Source organism: Pseudomonas sp. R62, assembly GCF_000257605.1.
GTDB lineage: Bacteria > Pseudomonadota > Gammaproteobacteria > Pseudomonadales > Pseudomonadaceae > Aquipseudomonas > Aquipseudomonas atacamensis.
This window is the reverse complement of sequence record NZ_JH635998.1, coordinates 586,589-590,871: the sequence shown is the minus strand read 5'-3', so window position 1 is coordinate 590,871 and position 4,283 is coordinate 586,589. Positions and strand designations below refer to the sequence as shown.

4 protein-coding genes are annotated in these 4,283 nt (G+C 55.6%); 2 read left to right on the top strand and 2 right to left on the bottom strand.

Translation table 11 applies throughout. From position 1 onward, the window contains the following. Nucleotides 1-298: hypothetical protein (locus tag OQK_RS30360; protein ID WP_016771250.1), on the bottom strand; the 298-nt coding region annotated here is incomplete at its 3' end. Nucleotides 299-701: 403 nt separating this feature from the next. After that, nucleotides 702-2,168, bottom strand: coding sequence for a tyrosine-type recombinase/integrase (locus tag OQK_RS04150; protein WP_016771249.1), 1,467 nt, complete (start codon nucleotides 2,166-2,168; stop codon nucleotides 702-704). A 238-nt stretch (nucleotides 2,169-2,406) separates the two neighbouring features. On the opposite strand from OQK_RS04150, the gene chrA reads away from it, so the two are divergent. Together chrA and OQK_RS30355 are read left to right on the top strand one after the other, a co-directional pair. Further along, on the top strand, nucleotides 2,407-3,762 hold the full coding sequence (chrA, locus tag OQK_RS04145; RefSeq protein WP_016771248.1) for a chromate efflux transporter: 1,356 nt from the start codon (nucleotides 2,407-2,409) through the stop codon (nucleotides 3,760-3,762). A 238-nt stretch (nucleotides 3,763-4,000) separates the two neighbouring features. Then, a partial coding sequence (locus OQK_RS30355; RefSeq protein ID WP_038860540.1) for a manganese catalase family protein occupies nucleotides 4,001-4,283 on the top strand: 283 nt, incomplete at its 3' end.

Here is a 4,283-nt window from a genome sequence, read left to right as displayed (position 1 = left end):
ACTTCTTTTCGTAGTTTCCATAGGCATACCTAAGCGTTGGTGTCTTCTGTCTGTCGGCCTCGTAATACTCACCTAATAGCTTTTCGATCCGTTGCTTCTCAGCTTTCAGAGCTGCCACCTCTTTGGCGTTGTCGCGCCACATGCGAATCATCCCCGCAAGGTTCCTTTGAGCTTGGCGTAGGTCACGCCGGGTCACCTCAAGTTCTGAGTGCAGGAGGTCGCATTCATGGCGAAGCATGTCTTCAATGCTGGGCATGCCCAATTCAAAGCCAGAATCATCGATCAGGTCATTTTCCATTGCATACACCAAATCCAAATCAAATACTGTATGCGTGTACAGTATCGTCTTCGGTGGGCGGGTCTCAAGGTCGGCAGGACAGGTGGAGTGGCTTATGCGCTAATCGTCTTAGAATTATATACGTAATACTCTAGTGGAATAGAGTCGCATCATAAAAGACGAAGCCCAGCTCTTGATTTTGCCCTTCACGTTGTCAGCGGAGCTGACGTGTATTCCCTTGTGACCTTCGGTCACGAGTAACCCTGACAGCGTTCGCTGTCGTGTCTGCACCCAAGACAAGATCAAGAGCACAAGCTGATTTTTGTAGATGGTGTATTTGGTCGAGGTGAACCCGTTCCGTTGAGGTGTTCCCGCTGGGTGAGCCTTAGCTCAAAGGGAATAACACCGTCAGCGGCGCTGACATTTAATCAGTTGGTATGGCGGGTAGCTTAGCGACGGCGTCGAACTTCTGTTTCGGTGACGATCCATTCGAATACACGTCGAACGTCACCGTTCCGGTTTCATGACCTACAAGCTCCTTGATCAACCTGTCAGGTATGTCTGCCCGTACCAGTTGAGTAATTACCGTCGCCCTTATGCTGTGGAACACGCGGGTACGATCAAAGCCCAAGGTGGTTTTCAGCCTACCAAACGCCTTACTCAATGCGTCCGACCGAATCGAGTATTTGTTATTGCTGCCGGTGGGCACCAGATAGCCATCCGTAGATGATTCGTTGAGTCGATCCACCAGCGCCGTTAGGTTGGGATGCACTGGCACCTGTCGAATCCCCGCAACGGTCTTCGAATCCACGATATCGAACATCCTCACCCCGTCCACGGTAATCAGATGTTCCTTGCGGAGCTGGCACAGTTCCTCAATGCGAGCGCCGGTATACCCACCCAGTAGGATCAAGTCTGCCAGTATGTCGAAACCTTGTGTCTTCGCTGCTGAATACAGGGTGCCGACTTCCTCAACGGTGAAAGCCTTCCGTTTCGCGTCAAGCTTGGCCTTGCCTTTGAGTGCAGGTAGCGTGTGTTTCTCGAACGGGTTCACATGCCCTTTGAAGGTCTGTCGCCACTGTGGCTCATGCGTCATTGCCCATTGCCAGAACTGGCTACCAGCGAGCAGGTATTGCTGTTTGGTTTTCGAACTGAGCTTCATTCCCTGTAGCCATGCACTCACCGAATCAAAGTCGAGCTTGGTGCCAGTCGTTTGCAGATGCTCCGACAGATTCAACAGCTTCGACTCCTGCTGATTTATCGTCTTGAGGGCGACATGGTGCTCAAGCCTGTAGGTGCGGAATGAGGCTAACCGTGCCTTCGTAATCGGCGAGCGAGCCTTGTAGCTGGCCGGATCTTTCACCAATGTTTCCAGTTCTTGGCCCTGCTGAGCGGTGAGCTTGTATTCGGTGCCAAGACGTTTTTGCAGCATTCCCTTGAGTCCTCGATTCAGTTCATCTTGAATCTGTACTTTCCCGCCGATTCCATCCTTGAGATGGTCGCCCACCAGCAGGCGTACTGCTTCCATGAACCGAGGGCTGCTCATGAGCTTCGCTTTCAGGGCTGGATCAACATCAGGCAGTGGTGGGGCGGTCTCACCGACAAGCGCTCGTTTCTGCCCTTGGGTGATGGCATCCAAATCTTCAAGGGTTTGCACTATGTCTTCTTGCCAGCCATCCCCCAGTAACTTGCCCTCACGTATAGCTTTTATCTGGCTCTTCCAAGCGTGCAGGATGGGTAGGCGACGGAACATTGCCTCTTCTCGCGACCCAGTTTTCAGCGACAGCGACAGAATACGACGACCGCCGAAAGCCTCTCGCACGTCTTTGGGTATATCCATTCTGACGTGGTAGGTGCCGCCTTGAAGTTCGAGATTGTTGGCCTTGGGCATGGTCACTAGCTCCGATGATTCTACGTAAAGAGTCTACGTAAAATCGCCGGGAAAGCCAGTAAATACGGCGTTTGTTGGGCTTCGCGGCTACGTATGGTGAGTCCCTATCTCTCCGCCATTATTGAACAAGACGAAGCCCCCGTAATCATTGATGATTACGGGGGCTTTTTCGTTTCTGGCGTTTTGTTCGTTGCGCTTTTCGGGTACAACCTGCCGACTGCATAAAAGGAACAGCTCGATGAGTGAAGTTCAGCCGTTGGTGAGTGATGACGACGTTAGGCCGCAGGCCGTGAGTCTGCGCGAGGCGTTCTGGTTCTGGTTGAAGCTGGGCTTTATCAGTTTCGGCGGGCCGGCCGGGCAGATTTCGATCATGCACCAGGAGTTGGTCGAGCGGCGGCGCTGGATTTCCGAGCGGCGTTTTCTGCATGCCTTGAACTATTGCATGTTGCTGCCCGGGCCTGAGGCGCAGCAGTTGGCGACTTATATTGGCTGGCTGATGCATCGGAGCTGGGGCGGGATTGTGGCCGGGGCGTTGTTCGTGTTGCCGTCGCTGTTCATCCTGATTTTCCTGTCGTGGCTCTATATCGCCTTCGGTGAAGTGCCGGTGGTGGCGGGGCTGTTTTACGGGATCAAGCCTGCGGTGACGGCCATTGTCGTGCAAGCGGCGCATCGCATCGGTTCGCGGGCGCTGAAGAACAATTGGCTGTGGGCGATTGCGGCGGCGTCGTTTACCGCAATCTTTGCGTTCAATGTGCCGTTCCCGTTGATCGTGCTGGGTGCGGCGGTGATTGGCTATTTCGGCGGTCGACTGGCGCCGGAGAAATTCAGGGCCGGCGGGCATAGCGCAGCGAAGAAGTCTTTCGGCGCGGCGTTGATCGACGACGACACGCCAACCCCGGCCCATGCCCGTTTCAGCTGGACGAAACTGGCCACGCTCGCCGTGATCGGTGCCGCGCTTTGGGCGTTGCCGATGGGGGTATTGACCGCGCTATTCGGCTGGCAGGGCACACTGACGCAGATGAGCTGGTTCTTCACCAAGGCAGCGCTGCTCACCTTCGGTGGAGCTTATGCGGTGCTGCCCTATGTCTATCAAGGTGCGGTCGGTCACTACGGCTGGCTGACCCCGACGCAGATGATCGACGGCCTGGCGCTGGGCGAAACCACACCGGGGCCGCTGATCATGGTGGTGGCGTTTGTCGGTTTTGTCGGCGCTTATGTGACGCAGGTGTTCGGCGTCGATCAAGTGTTCCTCGCCGGAGCGGTCGCTGCCGCACTGGTGACGTGGTTCACCTTTCTGCCTTCCTTCCTGTTCATCCTCGCCGGCGGCCCGCTGGTGGAGTCAACGCACGACGAACTCAAATTCACCGCCCCACTGACCGCGATTACCGCTGCGGTGGTCGGGGTGATTCTCAATCTGGCGTGTTTCTTCGGCTACCACGTGCTCTGGCCGCAAGGCTTCAGCGGCAGCCTGGATTGGCCCTCGGCATTGATCGCCATTGCGGCAGCCGTTGCGCTGTTTCGCTTCAAACGCGGAGTGATTCAGGTGTTGCTGGGCTGTGCACTGGTCGGGCTGGTGGTGCATCTGCTGCGTTAGTGGTCGCGGCGCCGGAAATCGAATCGCGCGCTGGAGACGCGTTTCCGGCAATAAGTTCCGGTCATTCCAGTGCGAATATCCTCAGCGGTATAGCCCCGTTTCGCTTGTTCGCGCGGGTCAAACCATTTGTCCTGCCGCCGCAAATTTTTTGAAATTTCCGCAACGACAATGCTTCACAAAAGGGTAGGCAAACTTTTACCCAGAACTTGCCACGCTTACCCGACTGAGGAGATTTGTCATGTTTCTACATAACAAGCGACTTCAATACACCGTTCGTGTCGCCGAGCCCAATCCGGGGTTGGCCAATCTGTTGCTCGAGCAGTTTGGCGGCGCACAAGGTGAACTGGCGGCGGCTTCGCGCTATTTCACTCAAGCCCTGGCCGAGGACGATCCGGGACGCAAGGACTTGCTGATGGATATCGCCACTGAAGAACTCAGCCACCTCGAAATCATTGGCTCGATCATCGTCATGCTCAACAAGGGCGCGAAAGGCCGGATGGCCGAAGGCGTCGAGCAGGAGG